The 18,205-nt window shown below is 71.1% G+C and carries 14 protein-coding genes and 2 pseudogenes; 11 read left to right on the top strand and 5 right to left on the bottom strand.

From position 1 onward, the window contains the following. Positions 1–8 precede the first annotated feature (8 nt). Positions 9–1,292, bottom strand: a complete 1,284-nt coding sequence (locus tag ACZ7L6_RS12700) for an amino acid deaminase (RefSeq protein WP_471922861.1) — start codon at positions 1,290–1,292, stop codon at positions 9–11. A 135-nt stretch (positions 1,293–1,427) separates the two neighbouring features. Between ACZ7L6_RS12700 and ACZ7L6_RS12695 the strand changes: the two are divergent. From ACZ7L6_RS12695 to ACZ7L6_RS12670, 6 genes and pseudogenes are all read left to right on the top strand, one after another. After that, positions 1,428–2,162: pseudogene (locus ACZ7L6_RS12695) on the top strand (sugar kinase); the annotation flags it as partial. Between the two features lie 771 nt (positions 2,163–2,933). Beyond that, a pseudogene (locus tag ACZ7L6_RS12690) lies at positions 2,934–3,236 on the top strand (PfkB family carbohydrate kinase); the annotation flags it as partial. After that, positions 3,233–3,994, top strand: coding sequence for an IclR family transcriptional regulator (locus ACZ7L6_RS12685; RefSeq protein WP_471922859.1), 762 nt, complete (start codon positions 3,233–3,235; stop codon positions 3,992–3,994). The pseudogene ACZ7L6_RS12690 and the gene ACZ7L6_RS12685, both read left to right, overlap by 4 nt. Positions 3,995–4,016: 22 nt before the next feature. Continuing rightward, the gene (locus ACZ7L6_RS12680; RefSeq protein ID WP_471922856.1) at positions 4,017–4,427 is read left to right on the top strand and encodes a RidA family protein; all 411 of its coding nucleotides are present in this window, start codon (positions 4,017–4,019) and stop codon (positions 4,425–4,427) included. A 117-nt stretch (positions 4,428–4,544) separates the two neighbouring features. Next, a complete protein-coding gene (locus ACZ7L6_RS12675; RefSeq protein ID WP_471922854.1) occupies positions 4,545–6,026 on the top strand; it encodes a GntP family permease in 1,482 nt (493 codons plus the stop codon). A gap of 54 nt (positions 6,027–6,080) precedes the next feature. Then, on the top strand, positions 6,081–6,647 hold the full coding sequence (locus ACZ7L6_RS12670; RefSeq protein ID WP_471922851.1) for a hypothetical protein: 567 nt from the start codon (positions 6,081–6,083) through the stop codon (positions 6,645–6,647). On the opposite strand, the gene ACZ7L6_RS12665 is transcribed toward ACZ7L6_RS12670, so the two are convergent. Continuing rightward, complete coding sequence (locus ACZ7L6_RS12665; protein WP_471922848.1) at positions 6,644–7,996, bottom strand: M14 family metallopeptidase; 1,353 nt, start codon at positions 7,994–7,996, stop codon at positions 6,644–6,646. The two genes, ACZ7L6_RS12670 and ACZ7L6_RS12665, sit on opposite strands and share 4 nt — an antisense overlap. A 424-nt stretch (positions 7,997–8,420) precedes the next feature. Here ACZ7L6_RS12665 and ACZ7L6_RS12660 point away from each other — a divergent pair, with 424 nt between their 5' ends. The 4 genes from ACZ7L6_RS12660 to ACZ7L6_RS12645 all read left to right on the top strand — a co-directional run bounded on the left by ACZ7L6_RS12660 (position 8,421) and on the right by ACZ7L6_RS12645 (position 13,907). Then, positions 8,421–10,967, top strand: coding sequence for an ATP-binding protein (locus ACZ7L6_RS12660; RefSeq protein ID WP_471922845.1), 2,547 nt, complete (start codon positions 8,421–8,423; stop codon positions 10,965–10,967). Between the two features lie 69 nt (positions 10,968–11,036). Continuing rightward, a complete protein-coding gene (locus tag ACZ7L6_RS12655) occupies positions 11,037–11,927 on the top strand; it encodes an anti-sigma factor RsbA family regulatory protein (protein ID WP_471922840.1) in 891 nt (296 codons plus the stop codon). Positions 11,928–12,002: 75 nt separating this feature from the next. Continuing rightward, complete coding sequence (locus tag ACZ7L6_RS12650; protein ID WP_471922837.1) at positions 12,003–12,521, top strand: ATP-binding protein; 519 nt, start codon at positions 12,003–12,005, stop codon at positions 12,519–12,521. Between the two features lie 66 nt (positions 12,522–12,587). Further along, positions 12,588–13,907 carry an Nramp family divalent metal transporter gene (locus ACZ7L6_RS12645; protein ID WP_471922833.1) on the top strand — a complete coding sequence of 440 codons (1,320 nt, stop codon included), beginning with the start codon at positions 12,588–12,590 and terminating at the stop codon, positions 13,905–13,907. A 12-nt stretch (positions 13,908–13,919) separates the two neighbouring features. Here the strand turns inward: ACZ7L6_RS12645 and ACZ7L6_RS12640 are convergent, their stop codons facing one another. Continuing rightward, positions 13,920–15,176 carry a hypothetical protein gene (locus ACZ7L6_RS12640; protein WP_471922831.1) on the bottom strand — a complete coding sequence of 419 codons (1,257 nt, stop codon included), beginning with the start codon at positions 15,174–15,176 and terminating at the stop codon, positions 13,920–13,922. A gap of 78 nt (positions 15,177–15,254) precedes the next feature. After that, entirely contained in the window at positions 15,255–15,770 is a 516-nt protein-coding gene (locus tag ACZ7L6_RS12635; RefSeq protein ID WP_471922826.1) for a SigE family RNA polymerase sigma factor, read from the bottom strand. Between the two features lie 129 nt (positions 15,771–15,899). Between ACZ7L6_RS12635 and ACZ7L6_RS12630 the strand changes: the two genes are divergently transcribed. Then, positions 15,900–16,355 (top strand): hypothetical protein, encoded by a 456-nt coding sequence (locus ACZ7L6_RS12630; RefSeq protein WP_471922824.1) that lies wholly within the window; start codon positions 15,900–15,902, stop codon positions 16,353–16,355. A gap of 12 nt (positions 16,356–16,367) precedes the next feature. On the opposite strand, the gene ACZ7L6_RS12625 is transcribed toward ACZ7L6_RS12630, so the two are convergent. Further along, complete coding sequence (locus ACZ7L6_RS12625) at positions 16,368–18,047, bottom strand: chitinase (RefSeq protein ID WP_471922822.1); 1,680 nt, start codon at positions 18,045–18,047, stop codon at positions 16,368–16,370. Between the last annotated feature and the right edge of the window lie 158 nt (positions 18,048–18,205).

Genomic DNA, 18,205 nt, shown 5'->3' with positions numbered 1-18,205 from the left:
GACACCTCCTAGAAGAACGTGCGGATGTAGTCGACGACCGTCCCGTCCGCCTCCGCGACCGGGATCAGCTGCCACTTGTCGAACGACGTGCACGGGTGGGACAGCCCCATGCCGAGCCAGTCCCCGACCTCCAGATCCGCCTCCTCGGTCGTCCGCAGCCACGCGTGCTGGTCGGACAGGCCGGTCACCGAGATGCCGGTGGCCGGGCGCTCGGCGCCGTCCCGGCGGACCACCTGGGCGAAGGGCAGATCGAGGTCGTACGCCGCGTCCCGCTTGCCCGCGTTGACGAAGGCCTGCTCGGGGGAGGGGCGGGAGACGACCTGGGCCCACAGGCGGAAGGCGGGTTCGAGGGCGCCCTCCTGCGGGACCCGGTTGAAGGGGGTCAGCTTGCGGTAGTGGCCGTCGTCGTGCGAGACGTACGCGCCCGAGCGCAGCAACTTCAGTACGGGCAGGGAGAGTCCGGGAATCTCGGCGAACACGTCGGCCACCGCGTCGAACCACGCGCTGCCACCGGCGCTGACGACGATCTCGTCGAGGTCCGCTCCCGCGAACCGCCCCGCCTTGTCGAACTCGACGGCGAGCGCGACCAGCCGCCGCAGCCACGCGTGCACGCGCTCGGTGTCCGCCTGCGGAACCTCGCCCTCGTACCCCGCGACGCCGACGAGCCGCAGCGTCGCGACGCCCGCCACCGCGTCCGCGACGGCCGCGCACTCGGCCTCCGTACGGACACCGGTACGGGCCCCGTCCCCCGCCGCCAGCTCGACGACGACGTCCAGCGGACGCGCCGAGCCCTGCAGGGCCGTGTCCATCAGCTCGACGCCGCGCACCGAGTCGACGTAGCAAACGAACTGGAAGTCCGGGTCGGCGGCCAGCTCACCGGCGATCCAGCGCAGGGCGGCCGGGTCCACCAGCTCGTTCGCGAGGAAGACCCGCTGGGTGCCGTACGCCCGCGCGACCCGCACCTGGTGCGGCACCGCGAGCGTGATGCCCCATGCCCCGTGCTCGATCTGCCGCTGGAACAGCTGGGGGGCCATGGAGGTCTTGCCGTGCGGGGCGAAGGCGAGGCCGTGGCGGGCGGCGTACGTCTCCATGAGGTCGAGGTTGTGCTCCAGGCGCTCGGCGGAGAGCGCGAGGACGGGGGTGGCGAAGCCGCCGGTGAAGAGGTTGCGGCGCTGGGCGGCCAGTTCGGCGACGGTCAGGCCGTCGGCGTCCGGGGGGAGGCCCTTGAAGCGGTGGTCGACGCGTTCCTCTGCGAGGCGGGCGAGGGCTTCGGAGGGGGTGTCGGCTGTCATGGAGTCTCCCTGATCTGGAGCGTTGCAGTACTTGCAACACTCGTTGCGTATATCGCTTACCGCTGTCTAACATCTCGGCCAACGCGGGGTCAACGGAACCGCCTCCCGCGAAAACGCCGAGGAGCTACGACGATCGTGACTGTCACCGGACCCTGCAATGCCCCCGACGTCGTGGACGTCGTCGCGCTCGGCGAGTCCATGGTCACGTTCCTGCCGTCCCGGCCGGGGCGCCTCGCCGACGTCCCGTCGTTCGAGCGGGGGATCGGGGGCGCCGAGTCGAACGTCGCGTGCGGGCTCGCTGCCGCGGGGCATGCGGTGCGGTGGGTCAGCCGGGTCGGCGCGGACGGGTTCGGCGACCACTTGGTGGAGACGGTCGGGGCATACGGCGTCGACGTCTCGTCCGTACGCCGGGATCCGGTGCGGCCGACGGGGGTGTACTTCCGCACGGCGGGGGACCGGGGAACGGATGCGCATGAGGTGGCGTACTACCGGGCGGGGTCGGCGGCGTCGGCGATGTCCGTCGAGAACGTGGACCTTGAGGCGGTGCGGGCGGGGCGGGTGCTGCATCTGTCGGGGATCACGGCAGCGCTGTCCGGTGGGTGCCTGGGGCTGCTGCGCGACCTCGTCGTACGGCGGCCCGGTGGCCCGCTCATCTCCTTCGACGTCAACTATCGGCCGGGACTGTGGCGGGACGCGGACGGTCCCGGCTTGCTGCTGGAGCTGGCGCGCGCCTGCGATCTGGTGTTTGTGGGCGCCGATGAGGCGGAGGCGGCTTGGGGTGTGACCGGGGGGCCGGAGGCGATCCGGGGGCTGCTGCCGGAGCCGGGGGTGCTGGTGGTGAAGCAAGGAGAAGTGGGGGCTACGGCATTCGTGTCGGCTGCGGCCGGTGGTGGGCTGATCGCGCCCACGCGGCGGAGCCGCACATGTCACAGCCCCGCGCCCCTTGGGTCGGCCGACAGTCGCCAGTCGCAAGCCGCGGGCACCCGACCCACCCAGCCTGCGGACAGCCCTCCCGGGCAGCCCGGGGGTGGTCGCCCTGCGCAGCCTGCGGGTGGTGCTGGGCTGGTCGCGCAGTTCCCCGCGTCCCTTGGGTCGGCTGACGGACGCCAGTCGCAAGCCGCGGACAGCCGACCCACGCAGCCTGCGGACAGCCGTCGGGGGCAGCCTGCGGGTGACCGTCCCGCCCAGCCCGGGGGTGGTCGCCCTGCGCAGCCTGCGGGTGGTGCTGGGCTGGTCGCGCAGTTCCCCGCGTCCCTTGGGTCGGCTGACGGACGCCAGTCGCAAGCCGCGGACAGCCGACCCACGCAGCCTGCGGACAGCCGTCGGGGGCAGCCTGCGGGTGACCGTCCCGCCCAGCCCGGGGGTGGCCGTCCTGCGCAGCCTGCGGGTGGTGCTGGGCTGGTCGCGCAGTTCCCCGCGTCCCTTGGGTCGGCTGACGGACGCCAGTCGCAAGCCGCGGACAGCCGACCCACGCAGCCTGCGGACAGCCGTCGGGGGCAGCCTGCGGGTGACCGTCCCGCCCAGCCTGCGGGCAGTCGTGCCGCTGGGGCGGCTCCCGGCCCGCAGAAGGGCGGCACCCCGCAAGGGCCGGGCTGCGCGATCCACCCCCGGCCCACCGCAGCCCCGGGCACCGCACAGCCGACGACCACCTTCGTACCCGCCCTTCACGTCACCCCCGTGGCAACGGTCGGCGCAGGCGACGCCTTCGCCGCCGGTTTCCTCTCCGCCACCCTCCGCGGGCTGCCCATACGCGACCGCCTCCGCCACGCCCACGTCTGGGCCGCAGCCACCCTCACCGCCCCCGGCGACCTCGCCCCACCCCCCTCCCGCGACCACGCCGACCGACTGGTCGCCCTCGACGACGCCGCGTGGGAGAAACTTCGACTCGGCCCCGGCTGGACGCAAGCCGCTCACAGGGCCGACGAGGAGGTACGTACGCCATGAGCCAGACCGTCGACCGCGCGCTCAGCATCCTGCCGCTGCTCGCCGAGGGTCCCGCCGACCTCGGCCAGGTCGCCGACCGCCTCGGCGTCCACAAATCCACGGCGCTGCGCCTCCTGCGCACCCTGCACGAGCACGGCATGGTCTACCGCCAGTCCGACCAGCGCTACCGCCTCGGCGCCCGCCTCATCGCGCTCGCCCAGGAGGCGATGGAGAACCTCGACATCCGCGAGATCGCCCACCCCCACCTCGTACGCCTCAACGAGCAGTGCGGCCACACCGTGCACCTCGCCGTGTACGAGGAGGACGAGGTGCTCTACATCGACAAGGTCGAGAGCCGGTACCCGGTGCGGATGTACTCCCGGATCGGCAAGCCGGTCGCGATCACCGTCGCCGCCGTCGCCAAGCTGCTGCTCGCCGACCTGCCCGAGCACGAGCGCCGCGCCCTCGCCGACAAGCTCGACTACCCCCTGTACACGGCCCGTTCCACCCCCAACGCCCCCGCCTTCCTGCGGGAGTTGGACAAGGTGCGCGAACAGGGCTGGGCCACCGACCTCGGCGGCCACGAGGAGTCCATCAACTGCGTCGCCGCACCGATCCGCGGCGCCGACGGCCGGGTCGTCGCCGCGATGTCGGTCTCCGCGCCGAACGTCGTCGTCACCGCCGACGAACTCCTCACCCTGCTCCCGCTGGTGCGCCGTACGGCGGACGACATCAGCGGCGAGTACTCCGGCAGAACATCGGCGAAGAACTCCGTATGACCGAGGACAGCAAGGATCCCGTATGACCGAGAAGATCGCACTCACCCCGAAGACCCACACCACTCCGCCCGCCAAGTTCTCGCACGGCGTCAAGAAGGGGAACATCCTCCAGGTCGCGGGCCAGGTCGGCTTCCTCCCCGCGGTCGAGGGGCAGCCCCCGACGCCCGCCGGCCCCACCCTGCGCGAGCAGACCCTCCAGACCCTCGCCAACGTCAAGGCGATCCTGGAGGAGGGCGGCGCCTCCTGGGACGACGTGATGATGATCCGCGTCTATCTGACGGACGTCGCCCACTTCGCCGAGATGAACGAGATCTACAACGCCTACTTCGAGGCGGCGGGCCTCACCCAGCCGCCCGCCGCCCGGACCACGGTCTACGTCGGTCTGCCCGCGGGCCTCCTCGTCGAGATCGACGCGCTCGCCGTACTGGGCTGACCGACTCCCCTCAACTCCCGCATGCCGTAACCGGTACGGCGCCTCAGACCCCCTGGAGCGCCGTACCGCGATCACCCCTGCCCGAAAGCTCTATGCATTTACGAAGAGGACCCCCGTATGTCCCATCCGCTCGCCGCAGCCGCCCCCGCCGCCGAAACCCCACCCCACACCGGAGGCCTGCTTCTCCTCATCGACGGTACGGCCGGTCTGCTGACGGTCGCCGCCATAGGCATCGCCCTGCTTCTGTTCCTGATCATCAAGGCGCGTCTCCAGCCCTTCGTGGCCCTTCTCGCGGTCTCCATAGCCGTCGGCCTCATGGCCGGCCTCTCGGTCACCGAACTCTTCGGCACCGTCCAGCGAAGCGACGCCGTGTCGACCATCGAGTCCGGCATGGGCGGCATCCTCGGCCATGTCGCGATCATCATCGGCCTGGGCACCATGCTCGGCGCGATCCTCGAAGTGAGCGGTGGCGCGGAGGTGCTGGCGTCCCGTCTGCTCAACCTCTTCGGTGAGAAGCGCGCGCCCCTCGCCATGGGCCTCACCGGCCTCATCTTCGGCATCCCGGTCTTCTTCGACGTCGGCATCTTCGTCCTCGCGCCGATCGTGTACGCCGCCGCCAAGCGCTCGGGGAAGTCCGTCCTGCTCTACTGCCTGCCGCTGCTGGCAGGCCTGTCGATGACGCACGCCTTCCTGCCCCCGCACCCGGGCCCGGTGGCGGCGGCCGGACTGCTCCACGTGGACCTCGGCTGGGTCATCCTCATGGGCATCGTGTGCGGCATCCCGGCGGTGTTCGCGGCCTGGGCGTTCTCGGCGTGGATCGGGCGGCGCATCTTCGTCCCGGTCCCGCAGGACATGGTGGAGGCGGCGGCCGAGGCGAGGACGGCGGTCATCAACGAGCAGCGTGCCGCGGGGGTCGAGTCGCAGGAGAAGCCGGTGCCGCTCGGCACGGTCCTCGGCATCATCGGCACACCGCTGGTACTGATCCTGGCGGCCACCTTCTCCTCGATCGCCCTGGACCCCTCCACCACCCGCTCGGTGATCGAGTTCTTCGGCAACCCGTTCGTGGCCCTGACGATCGCCCTGCTGCTCGCCTACTACCTTCTCGGCATCCGTCGCGGCTGGTCCCGCAAGTCCCTGGAAACGGTGTCGACTTCGTCCCTGAAGCCCGTCGGCAACATCCTCCTGGTCGTCGGCGCGGGCGGTGTCTTCGGCGCCATCCTCAAGGCCAGCGGCGTCGCCCAGGCCCTGTCCGACACCTTCAACGACGTCGGCCTCCCCGTGATCGTCCTCTCCTACCTGATCTCGGTGGTCCTCCGCGTCGCCCAGGGCTCGGCGACGGTCGCCATCGTCACCACGGCCGGCATCGTCGCCCCCCTCCTCACCGAGGGCAACCACTCCCAGGCCTTCACCGCACTCGTCATCATGGCCATCTCGGCAGGCTCGATCTTCGCCTCCCACGTCAACGACGGAGGCTTCTGGATCGTCGCCAAGTACTTCGGCATCAGCGAGCGGGACACGTTGAAGACGTGGACGGTGCTGGAGAGCGTGCTGTCGGTGGCGGGGTTCGTGGTGGCGGTGGTGTTGAGCTTGTTCGTGTAACGATGCGGGGGCTGGTTGCGCGGGACACAGGGTCGTCGACCATACTGCTCCGCTGTGGAGCAGCGCATAGGTTCAGGCAGCCAGCCCCTGGAAGGCGCCGGGTTCGACCCGGCCTTCATCCCCGGGCTCACCTCGCCCGCGTCCGCCAGGCCGGAAGGCGTGAAGCCGCAGGGCGTGCAGGACGACGACGTGGCCGAGGAGGCCGTTTCCGAGGAGACGGAATCCGAGGTGACCGAATCCGAGGAGGAGGCCGAATCCGCGGAGCCGGACCTCCAAGTCGCCGACGAGCCCGAGGAGGATGACGCCGACGGGGACGAGGACGAGGCGCCCGTCGACGGTCCCGTCTTCGAGGCCGCCGACCGCAGGGCCCGTATCGTCGCCGACCACAAGGGCGTACGGCTCTCCCTGGACGACCAGGAATGCGAGTTCCGCTGGGACGAGATCGGCGCCGTCGAGACGGAGACCCCGCGCTTCGGGAAGCGTTTCACCGTCACGGTGCACACTCCTGACCGCCGCTGGTACCCGATCGAGATCGAGGCGACGGCCAGGAGCCGCTTCACCGAGTGGGACGAGCAGTTGGACGCCGTCCTCGACGCCTACTTCGAGGACAGTGAGTCCTAACTGCAGTACTGGGCTTCCTTACCGATGGACCTGTACATGCAGTCCGCGTTCTCCAGAAGCTGCAGCACCGCGTCCCTGTTCCGGGAGGTCTCCCGCTCGATCACCTCGTCGGGCGGGTAGAACCCCCCACCTCCACTGGACGACGGATACATCTCGAAGGTGTATCCGAAGATCTTCTGGCTGCCCCACAGCCAGTCGTCGATCGACCCGTCCGTGATGTACAGGTCACTGGACTGCTCCGGCGTATAGCCGTTGCTCGCCGCCATCTTCTGCCCGACCGTCGCGAACGCGTTGCGGTCGTCGGCGGTCATCCCGGTCGTGGTGTCGGAGTACGTGTACCCGAACGGCCACAACACCAGTTCGCTGTACGTGTGGAAGTCGATCCCGGCCTTGATCTGCTGAACGCCGCCGACGACGCGGCTGCGCACGAAGTTGGCGACGACCTTGACCTCGGGCGCCGACTCGGCGGACGTGCCCCGGTAGGTGTCCGAGGACGGCGACCCCGAGGAACCGCCGCAGCAGCCCCACCGGTAGTTCCAGTTCCGGTTGAGGTCGGTCCCGACGTACGAGGAACCGGAGTTGGGCTGCCGGTTCTTGCGCCACGACCGGTAGGAGCCGGTGGCGATGTCGTACTCGCCGCCGTCCGGGTTGAGGTCGGGCACGATCCAGATCTCACGGTTGTTCACCATGCTGGTGACGCGGGAGTCGCTGCCGTAGTCGGAGGTCAGCTCCCGCAGCAGATACAGCGCCATCTCGACGGTGAGATGCTCACGGGCGTGCTGGTGGTGCGTGAAGAGGACCTCGGTTTCTGCCTCGTCGGTCCCGACGTTGTCGCTGATCTTGATCGCGACGATGTTCCGGCCCTGGTACGACGTACCGATCACGCGCTGGCTCGCGATGGAGGAGTTGGCCGAGACGATCGAGTTGATCTCGCTCGTCATCTCCGCGTAGTTGTGGTAGCGCGAGTCGCCCGACGGGAAGTCGTAGAGGCGTACGTCGTCCTCGCCGGCCGACCGGTCGGGGACCGCGCCGAGCGGGGTGACGTCGTAGCCGAGCGCGCGGAGCTTCTTGACCTGGTCCGCGCGGCCGGAGACGACGACCCCGTGACCGTGGACCTCGTCGACGGTCACACCCGTCCGCTGAAGTGCCGTGCGGTCCTTGGCGGTCGAGTGCATATGGATCTCGTACTGCCGGACGTCGTCGGCCGAAGGGGCCGCCTTGGCGGCGCTGTCGGCGTTCGCGGACACGTTCGCGGAGAGCGGCGCCGCGAGGGCCAGGGCGAGCAGTGCGGCGAGCGCGGCGGCACGTCTGCCGCTGCGGGCGCCCGAACCGCGTATGCGAAGTCGCATGAAGTCTCCTTGTGGGAGTGGGGGGTGGGGTTCAGTGCGACGTACGTGGTGCAGGTGTGGCGCCCATCGTGGGCCGGTGGCATGAACAGGTCAAGGGTGACACGGCGATCGACGGCGTGAATCGCTCGGAAATCAGCCGCGCAGTGTACGCGCGCGTACTGCTTGCGGAGTGGTCCCGGGCGAAGTCCACCCAGGGGTGTGATCCGGATGTGCGGGCCGGCGCGGGGCCGGGGGAGGGTGAGGGTCCGCGCAAGGGGGAGCGGTGGGAGCGGCGGGAGTGGTGGGGAACGCCGCACCCTCCCGCTCCCCGGCTCTCCACCCCGGCTCCGTCGGACCACATCCGGCCACGGACCCCGCGGTTTCGGACCCCAGCCGGCTCGGACCCCACCCGGCTTCGGACAACACCCCGGAGGAACGGCTGATCATGGGCGGATCAGCGCCACGACGGGATCACCATCTGCCGGTCGAGACCACCAGCTTCGTCGACCGGCGCGGCGAACTGGCCGCCGGACGGGAACTGTTGGCCCGGACCCGGCTGGTCACGCTGACCGGACCCGGCGGCGTCGGCAAGACCCGCCTCGCCGCACGCATCGCGGCCGGCGTACGGCGCACTTTCCCGGACGGCGTGCGCTTCGTACCCCTCTCCGGCCTGGACGACCCGGCCCTCGTCCCGCTCGCCGCCGCCGACGCGCTCGACCTGCACGACCACTCCGCGCGGCCCCCGTTGCAGGCGCTGGTGGAGCAGGTGAGGGACCGCAGGCTGCTGCTCCTCCTCGACAACTGCGAACACCTGCTGCCGGCCTGCGCCGAACTCGCCGCGGCCCTGCTGCACGGCACGACCGGCGTACGCATCCTCGCCACCAGCCGCCACCGCCTCGGCCTCACCGAGGAGCACCTCCTGGACGTACGACCCCTGCCGGTCCCCGACCCCGACGGCGACCTCTCCACCCCCGAGGGCTACCCCGCCCTGGCCCTCTTCGCCGACCGGGCCGCCGCGGTGGTCCCCGGCTTCCGCCTGACCGCCGCGAACCGGGCCGCCGTCGCCCGCCTGTGCCGACGCCTCGACGGCCTCCCCCTCGCCATCGAACTCGCCGCCGTCCGCATGCGCGTCCTCGACGTCGACCAGCTCCTCGACCGCCTCGACGACCGCTACCGCCTCCTCACCGGCGGCAGCCCCGCCGCCCTGCCCCGCCACCAGACGCTGCGCGCGGCGGTCGACTGGAGCCACGAACTGTGCACCGAGAGGGAGCAGTTGGTGTGGGCGCGGCTGTCGGTGCTGGCCGGGAGCTTCGACTTGGAGACGGCGGAGGCGGTGTGTGCGGGCATTCCGGCCCGTCTGGGGGTGCCCCCTCTGGGGGAGCTTGAGGACGAGGCCCTTTCGGGGCCGACGCGGGTCCAGGGAGCGGAGCCCCTTCAGGATGGGACGGGTAGGGGCGGCGGGGGCGAGAGAACCCGGGCGGTCACCACCCCCCACCTCCACCCCCACGACGTCCTCGACACCATCACCGCCCTCGTCGACAAATCCGTACTGTCCCGAGAGGCCGGCCCCGACGGCACCCGCTACCGCCTCCTCGACACCCTCCGCCACTACGGCCTGGACCACCTGCGCCGCCTCCCCGGCGAAGAGCCCGCGGCTCGCCGCCGCCAACGCGACTGGATGCTCCACCGCGCCGCCACCTGCGAGAACGCCTGGTTCGGCCCGGGCCAGCGCGAGATCGTCGCCCGCCTCCGCGCCGACCAGGACAACCTCCGCGCCGCCCTCGACTTCAGCCTCACCACCCCCGGCGAACGCCTCCCCGGACTGCGCCTCGCCGGCACCCTGTGGTTCTACTGGCACGCCTGCGGCGCCCCCCGCGAGGGCCGCCACTGGCTCGACCGCGCCCTGGCCGCCAACCCGGAGCCCACCCGGGAACGCGCCCGCGGCCTGTGGATCGCCGGTCTCCTCGCCGCCGCCACCCACGACCTCACCGCGGGCCTCGCCCGCGCCCGCGACGCCCACGCCCTCGCCCGCGACCTGCACGACGAGGCCGAAGCGGCCCACGCCGCGTACGCCATCGGCGTCATCACCCTGTTCATGGACGACCTCCCGACCGCCCTCACCCACTTCGAGGCCAGCGTCGCCCGCGGCCCCGTCCCCGGCCAGCACCTCAGTCTGTACGGCCTCGACCAGGTCGAACTCGCCTGTGCCCTGGGCTTCCTGGGCGAGGCCGACCGCGCCGTCGAGGTCTGCGAGCGGGCCCGCCGGATGTGCGAACGGCACGGCGAGGAGTGGGTGCACTCGTACGTCCTGCGGATGCTCGCCCTCGCCCACACCGTGCAGCGCGACTGGCGCCGCGCCGAACACCACGCCCGCCAGGCCCTGCGCCTCAAACTCGCCGTCCACGACGTCATCGGCATCGCCCTCACCCTCGACCTCCTGGCCCGCATCGCCACGGAGACCGGCGCCCACGAACGCGCCGCCGTCCTCCTCGGCGCCGCCGATCGCACATGGTCCGGCATCGACCGCGACCGCTGGGGCTCGGCGGCCCTCAACTCGACCCGCCACGACAGCGAGGCCCGCGCCCGCGAGGCCCTGGACCGCCCCGCCTTCCAACGGGCGTACGAACGCGGCACCGGACTCGGCCTGACGGAGACCGTCGACTACGCACTCACCGACGGCAGGCAGCCCCAACGGCCCACGGGGCCCGCAGGACTGACAAGCACCCCGCGCACAGCAAGCACGACCGGCACCACGGGCACGCGCAAAGGGAACGACAGACCCGGCCTCCGTCAGCCCACGGCCGGCGTCCGCCTCACCCGCCGCGAGACCGAGGTCGCCGAACTCGTCGCCCAAGGCCTCGCCAACCAGCAGATCGCCGACCGCCTGATCATCGCCCGCCGCACCGCCGAGGGCCACGTCGAACGCATCCTCGGCAAGCTCGGCTTCAGCAACCGCAGCCAGATCGCGGCGTGGGTGGCGGCCCAGCGCTGAGACATACGGCCGGTGCCGGACTCACCGAGCGCCTCCCGATCCAACCCCAGTTCCCGAGGAGAGCCCCCCATGACCCCCTTCGACCACCGCATGACCGTCTTCGCCACCGACGACGAGTTCCTCTCCACCGCCCTCCCCTTCCTCACCGAAGCCCTCTCCGCCCCCGGCGAGCCCCCGCCCGTGGCCATCGCCGCCCCCGCCAACCTGGACCTCCTGCGCGACGCGCTCGGCGGTGACGCGAAGAACGTCGGTCTCGTCCCGCACACCGAGTGGTACACCGGCTCCGCCGCCAACGCGATCGCCCGGGGCGCCGGCTACCTCGCCGCGCACGCCGGCCCCGGCGGCCGTATCCACCTCCTCATGGAACCCGTCTGGGGCGGCCGCGCGGGACGCTCGCCGCGGGAGGCCGCCGAGTGGATCCGCTACGAGGCGCTCGCCAACCTCCTCTTCGCCCCGCTCGCGACGACGGCCCTGTGCGCCTACGACGCCCGTGTGGCGGGCCCCGCCGTCGTCGCCGCCGCCCGCCGCGCCCACCCGGACACCGGCGTGTACGAGGACCCGGTCCGCCTCGCCGCCGAGCTCGACGCCGTACCGCTGCCACCGCCCCCCGCCGACGCCGAACGGCTCTCCGGCCCGGCACCCTCCGCCGACGCCGTACGGGGCTGGGCGGCCGCGCACGGACTGTCCGCCGCGGACGCCGAGCTGTTCGCCACGGCCGTCACGGAGGCGGCCGACGCCCTCGGTCCGCTCGACGGGGCCCTGCTGTGGGGTGAGGCCCCGGCGTGCGTCTGCGAACTGCGCGCCGGGCGCCGCGTCGACGACCCGCTCGCCGGCTTCGTACCGCCGCCGAGCGCGGAACTGGAACCCGGGCAGGGGCTGTGGTTCGCCCGGCAGGTGTGCGCGTACGTCGATGTCCGGGACGAGGGGGAGGGGGCGAGCGTGCGGCTGCAGTACGGGTAGCGGTGTGCCGGCGCAGGTATGGAATCAGGTATTCCTCCCCGTGCGGCCCCATCCCCGGGCCGCCACCCTGGACCCATGCTGCACCTCTCCGGGGCGCGCTTCCCTGAGTCCCATCCTCAGTACGGTTCGTATCCCCAACCGCCCATGGGAGCCGGCCATCTGACCGTCGAGTACGACCCCCGTCCCTCCGCGGTCCGCGAGGCCCGTGCGGAGGTCCGCCGGCAGCTGGAGGAATGGGGGCTCACGGACCTGGACGACGTGGCGGACGTCGCCGAGCTCCTGGTCAGCGAGCTTGCCACCAACGCCCTGCTGCACTCCGCGAGCCGCTTCCGGCTCACCCTGTTCGCCGCGCACGGGATCCTGCGCTGCGAGGTCCAGGACGCCGGCCGTCGCGTTCCGAAGGTGCTGGAGGCAGGTGCCTCGGAGAGCGGGCGCGGGATGTTCCTGGTGGACGCGCTCGCCCGGCGCTGGGGCTGCCACCAGGACGGCGTGGGCAAGACGGTGTGGTTCGAGCTCGGTACATGTGGGTCGGGCGACTGCTGTCGGCGGCAGTCGCCGCCCACCGAGCGGCAAACCGAGCGGTCCCGGGCATGAGCACATCGAGTGGAGATGACGCAGGCCCTCTTGTCCCCCCGCCGCCTTTGAGCTTTCTTGACCATCATGGCGGACACCACGGGAAACACATCGGCACCACAGGTGGGCGAGACCGACTCCGGCCCCCGTAAGTCCAGTTGGCGCTACATCGGCCCCGGCATCGTCGTCGCCGCGACCGGCGTCGGCGCCGGCGACCTGGTAGCCACTCTCATCGCGGGCAGCAACTTCGGCTACACCCTGCTCTGGGCCGCGATCATCGGCTGTCTGGTCAAGATCTCCCTCGCCGAGGCGGCGGGGCGCTGGCATCTGTCGACCGGGCGCACCCTCTTCGACGGCTGGGCGAGCCTCGGTCGCTGGACCACCTGGTTCTTCGTCGTCTACGCCGTGATCTGGGGGTTCGTCTACGGCGCGGCCGCGATGTCGTCGAGCGCGCTGCCGCTGCAGGCGCTGTTCCCGGACGTGATGGACCTGGAGTGGTGGGCCATCGCCTGCGGACTGGTCGGACTGGTGTTCGTCTGGTTCAACAAGTACGAGGTCTTCGAGAAGGTCATGACGGTCCTGGTGGGCGTCATGTTCGTGGTGACGGTGTATCTGGCGATCCGCGTCACGCCCAACCTCCCGGACGCCTTCGCCGGTCTGCTGCCCGTCCTGCCCGACGAGAAGGACTCGATCCTCAACACCCTCGGCCTCATCGGCGGCGTCGGCGGCACCATCACGCTTGCCGCGTACGGCTACTGGGTCAACGCCAAGGGCTGGACGGACACCGGCTGGATGAAGGTCATGCGGCTCGACAACCGCGTCGCCTACGCCACGACCGGCATCTTCGTCATCTCCATGCTGTTCGTCGGCGCCGAGCTGCTGCACTCGGCGAACATCGCCATCGCGAGCGGCGACAAGGGCCTGATCCAGCTCGGCGGCATCCTGGAGGACGAGTACGGCACGGCGACGGCCAAGTTCTTCCTGATCGGCTTCTTCGCCACCTCCTTCACCTCCCTCATCGGCGTCTGGCACGGTGTCAGCCTGATGTTCGCGGACTTCGTGGCCCGCTACCGCACGAGCCGGGAGCTGAAGGGCGAGGAGGTCGCCTCCGGCGCCCGCGAACGCTCCTGGCCGTTCCGCGCGTACCTGCTGTGGCTGACCTTCCCGCCCATCGTCCTGCTGTTCCAGGACGAGCCCTTCCGCCTGATCATCATCTACGGCGTCCTGGGCGCGGCCTTCCTCCCCTTCCTCGCCGGCACCCTGATCTGGCTCCTCAACTCCTCACGCACGCCGAGGGAATGGCGCAACGGACCGGTCAGCAACGTGATGCTGGCGATCGCCGGGCTGCTGTTCCTGGTGCTGTGCGTGAAGCAGATCTGGGACCAGCCGTGGTCGGAGTTCTTCTAGATCATCAGCTGTCTAGCGGAACCGGTCCCACGTGGAGCTGAGGGCGATCTCCCGGAGCTGTTGCGTGGTCAGGGCGGGCGTCGCGCGGGTCGGGGCGGCGTGCGGGCCGTCCGCGTTGTAGGCGCTGACCACGACACGGAAGCCGTCGGTGCGCAGGGTGTCGACGGTCCATCGCACGCAGCCCTGGACGTCCTTGTCGCCCGCGTCCTCCCGGCTGGTGACCTTGGTGCCGTCCGGCAGGGTCTCGGCGTCGCTCCCGAACAGCTCGCCGGCGACGTCGTCCATGCCGTGCTGGACGCCGATCTCGACGAGGCTCCTGCCCTTGCCGTCGTCTACGACGAGGTAGGAGTAGTCGCTGCCCTTGGCGACGACCTTCACGTTCTTGGGGAGGAGCGGCACGAGCGCCTTCTGGATCTCGGCGTAGGACGGCTCCTCGATGATGCTCGGCGTGGCCGTCGCTGTCGGCTTCTTCGGGTCCTCGGGAATGGAGTCGACGTACCCGCGCCACACCTGCGCCGTCACCAGCTCCTTCAACTGGGCCGTGGACAGAGGTGGTTCACTCCTGCTGATCGGCGCGCCCTTTTCTGCGGCGGCGTTCCACTCGCTGACGGAGATGTGCTGGCCGGCCGGGGTGACGAGGTCGGCCGTCCACCTCTTGGTGTCGACGCGCCGGTCCGGATACTCGTACCCCTGGAACAGCATGAGCAGGGAGCCGTCCGGCAGCCGGCTGGAGACGCACCTGTTGTGCGGGACGTACGCCTTGTCCGGGCAGTCCGTCGCCTGGCGGGCCTGATCGCTGCCGGGCTCGATCCGGTCCAGGCTGACGCCGATGACCCCGGGGCCCTTGCCGTCGTCGTACACGACGTGGACGTAGGGCATCGGCATGTCGCCCTCGGCGCCCCGCGCCTGCTGCTCGCTGACCTTGCCCTCGGGGAGCAGTTCCTCGATGGTCTCGATGAGTTCGCGGCTCGTAACGGGTGCGGGGGCGGTGGACGGCGTACCGGACGGCTGCTCGGCCACGCTGGAGCTCGACGGCAGCGGGGCGGGCGTGCCGCCCCACGGCACCAGCAGCGCGGCACCGACGCCGACCAGCGCGATCCCGGCGGCGCCCCCTGCCACGGCGGCCCGCCGCCGCAGCGTCAGCCGTCGCCCCCGCGCCTGACCGCCTGCCGCGAGTGCGGCCCGGTCGGCGTCGAAGTCGCCACCGGTGTCGTGCAGGGCGTGACTGAGCCGCCCCGCGAAGTGCTCCTCGTCGTGTTCCACAGGCATGGCAAAACCACCGTTTCTCAAGATTGCGGTCGTCGGGCTGAGGGCCGTGGGCAGGGGACCGTGGGAAGGGGCCGTGGGTCAGGGCGTCGCGTACTCGCCGAGATCCTCGCCCAGCAGCTCGCGCAACCGGCCGAGCGCCCGGGTGCACCGCGTGCGCACCGCCGCGGAACTGGCGTTCAGCGCGTCGGCGGTCTCCTCGACGGACCGGTCCTCCCAGTACCGCAGGACGATCACGGCCCGGTCCTTGGCGGGCAGCCGGGCGAGCGCCTGCAGCAGGGTCAGCCGCAGCGACAGGTCGCCGTGGCCGCCGCCCTCCGCCGCCCGGTCGGGAAAGGTGTCCGTGGCCCGCTCGGTGCTGCTGCGCCGCCGCTGATGGGCGAGGAAGGTACGGGTGAGGACCGTCTGCGCGTACCCGGCCGGGTTCTCCACCCGGGACACCCGCGCCCAGCGGACGTAGATCCGGCCGAGGGCCTCCTGGACGAGATCCTCGGCGAGGTGGGTGTCCCCGGCGGTCAGCAGACAGGCCGACCGGTACAGATGCCCGGCCCTGGCCACCGCGAACTCCGCGTACTCGTCCGCGCGGGCCTGTCTCATGCGCTCCCCCTGTGCTGTGCGCCGGCTGTCGGTGAGGTCCTCACTTCACTGATGCGGCGGGACAGGGAGAATGTTTCACCACAGCACGCAAAAAGCTCACGGCGAGCGCGAGGACCGAGGATCCGACGGATGACCGAGCAGCCCCCACCCCCACCCGTCCCGGGCTTCGGCCCGCCCCCGCCGCAGTACGCGCCGCCGTCCCCGCCGCACTATGCGCCGCCGCCCGCGCCCGCGCAGCCCCCGTACGCCCCGGTCCCGCCCCAGCCGGTTCCGCCTCAACCCGCTCCGCCCCACCCGGTTCCGCCCGGCCCGGACTTCCTCGCCGTCGACAAACGCAACGCCGTCGTCGTCGACGCGTCCGGCGTCGCCTTCGAGATGTCCGGCTACACGATGGAGTTCCGCTGGCCGGAGATCCGCAGTGTCCACTACAAGGCGAGCCCCGACGGCAAGGCCCTGATGGTGGCCGTCGTCCACATGGACGGCCGGTTCTACGAGTGCGTGGTGGAGGCCAAGCCCAGGCCGCGGCTGCAGGAGTGGTTCCCGCAGCTGGCCTGGGTGCTTGGCCATTACCGTCCGGCGGGGTGAGGGCGACGCCGCCTACGGCAGCGCGTGCACATGCGGCCCCACCGCGTTCGACCACGCGTTGCCCGCGGTCGCGTCCCAGTTCGTCGACCAGGTCATCGCGCCCCGCAGGTCGGGATAGGTCCGCGAGGGCTTGAAGGAACCGCACCCCGTGCCCCTGGTCAGACAGTCGAGGGCGTTGTTCACGACGGTCGGCGACACGTACCCGCTGCCCGCGCCCCGCGTGGAGGCCGGCAGGCCCAGCCCGACCTGGGACGGAGCCAGGCCGCCCTCCAGCTGGATGCAGGCCAGGGCGGTCAGGAAGTCCACCGAGCCCTGGCTGTAGACCTTGCCGTCGCAGCCGAGCATCGAACCGCTGTTGTAGTACTGCATGTTGACGACCGTGAGGATGTCCTTGATGTTCAGCGCGGTCTGGAAGTAGGAGTTCGACGTCGACTGCATGTCGATGGTCTGCGGCGCCATCGTGATGATCAGCGACGAGCCCGCCTTCGCCGACAGGGAGCGCAGCGCCTGCGTCATGTAGGTCGCGTTGAGGCCGTTCTCCAGGTCGATGTCGACGCCGTCGAAGCCGTACGTCTGCATCAGTGCGTACACCGAGTTCGCGAAGTTCGCCGCCGACGCCGCGTCGTTCACCGCGACCGTGCCGCGCTCACCGCCGACCGAGATGACGACCTTCTTCCCGGCGGCCTGCTTCGCCCTGATGTCGGCCTTGAACTGGTCGACGGTGTAGCCGCCCAGCCCGGCCGAGTCCAGGGCGAAGGTCACCGCGCCGGGCGTCGAGGTCGCGTCCGCGAAGGCGACGGCGATGATGTCGTACTGGGACTGGACGTCGGCGAGCTTCTGCACGGTGGCGCCGTTGTTGAAGTTCTGCCAGTACCCGGTGACCGCGTGCTTGGGGAGGGCCGGGCCGGGGCCGGTCGGGGTGTTCGTCGTGGCCGTCACCGCCGCCGACTTCGGCGACTCACCGGCCGCGTTGGTCGCCGTGACCTGGAAGGAGTACGACGTCGAGGCCGCGAGCCCGGTCACGGTCGCCGAGGTGCCGGTCACCGCGGTCACCTTCGTGCCGTCGCGGTAGACGCTGTAGCCGGTGGCGCCCGAGACGGTGTTCCAGGACAGCGACACCGACGAGGACGTCGTACCCGACACGGTCAGCCCGCTCGGCGCCCCGGGGATCGTGGGGGAGGGGTCGGTGCCTCCGCCGCCGTCGGGGCCGTACACCGACACGTCGTCCGTGTAGTACGCGGCCTGCCCGTACCAGCCGTGCGTGTACACCGTCACGGAGGTGGTGGAGGTGCCGGTGGTGAAGGTGGTCGACAGCTGCTTCCAGGCCGGTGAGTCGGGCGTCCAGGTCGACACGTCCGTCGTGCCCGTGCCCGTCACGCCGAGGTAGGTGTAGCCGCCCTGCACCCAGGCGCTCAGCGTGTACGTCGAGTTGGGCTTGACCGCGACCGTCTGGCTGCACCGGGCGTTGTCCTGCCCGGCGGGCGTCGCCTTGAGGGCCGCGGTGCCGCCGTGCACCGGAGAGGAGACGGTCGTCCCGCTGTTCGCGGAACAGGTCCAGTTGCTCAGGCCGGACTCGAAGCCGGCGTTCCTGGCGTTGTTGACGTCCGCGGCGGACGCGTGGCCCGCGGGGAGGAAGGCGAGGGCCAGGGCCGCGATGACGGCGCCCACCCGGAATCTGCTGCGTATGGACATGACAAGAGGCATGCCGAACAACTTGGTCCAGACCAATTCGCATGTCAAGGGATTCCGGTGGTGGAGAAATTGTGTGCGCAACCTGCCCCGTTTTGGCGTGACTTGTGCGAGGGGAGTTGTTTCTCGGCTGGGGAGAAGCTGTTCTCCGGCCATGGAGC

The sequence above is a fragment of the Streptomyces sp. NPDC107522 genome (genome assembly GCF_055657525.1).
Note: the sequence above shows the minus strand (reverse complement) of the source record. Positions and strands in the feature narration are given on the sequence as shown.